The following is a 642-nucleotide window of genomic DNA, read 5'->3' as shown; positions in this document are numbered from 1 at the left end:
GCAACGATTCCCCGCCTTCGGTCTGCAAATGGTGCTCGGTGCTGCCGAATCCGTCGAAGCCGAGCTCGTCGGCCGAGCGTGCGGTCTCCTCATAGCTGCGCAGCATGTCCTGATACAGGCCCGTGTCGACGGCGACCGGACGCCGGGATCGGCGCTTCTCGATCGTGACCGGGATGGCCGCGGTGCTCATCAGCAATGTTTTCAACGGAATTCTCCTGTAGGCGTTGACGACTCACCGGAACGTCCACCGGTGCCGATACCCTCGGCGGCTTATGGAACATAATGTACCGAAGATATGGCACAGTATGTACAACAATTGGTGTTGGTGCAAGATGTTCTGCGACGACGTTCCAGCCCTCGCGAAGGACGGTCCGATGAGCGACGCGCAGCCTTGGATGAGCCAGTCCGCCCTGACCCGCGGCCCTGACCCGCGCGTGCTGCGCAGCCGGGAGGCGGCGCTGTCGGCGGTCGCGGAGTTGCTCGCCGAGGAGGGCTGGACCGGGGTGACCCATGTGGCGGTCGCGGCACGCAGCGGTGTCGGTCGCACCACGCTGTATCGGCACTGGCCGGATGTAGCCGCGATGATCCGCGACGCGATCGTGGAGCGGATGGGTCAGGCCCGTCGGCTGCGCACGGGACAGT

The 642-nt window shown here is 65.3% G+C and carries 1 protein-coding gene and 1 pseudogene; one reads left to right on the top strand and one right to left on the bottom strand.

Annotated features, from left to right (window positions below; translation table 11 throughout):
• Positions 1-205, bottom strand: a pseudogene (locus tag ON44_RS33610) (LLM class flavin-dependent oxidoreductase); the annotation flags it as partial.
• Between the two features lie 169 nt (positions 206-374).
• Between ON44_RS33610 and ON44_RS48760 the strand changes: the two are divergent.
• A partial coding sequence (locus ON44_RS48760; protein ID WP_245567442.1) for a TetR/AcrR family transcriptional regulator occupies positions 375-642 on the top strand: 268 nt, incomplete at its 3' end.

Origin of the sequence: Nocardia vinacea NBRC 16497 (genome assembly GCF_000308835.1) — a bacterium.
Taxonomy (GTDB): Bacteria; Actinomycetota; Actinomycetes; order Mycobacteriales; family Mycobacteriaceae; genus Nocardia; species Nocardia vinacea.
Note: the sequence above shows the minus strand (reverse complement) of the source record. Positions and strands in the feature narration are given on the sequence as shown.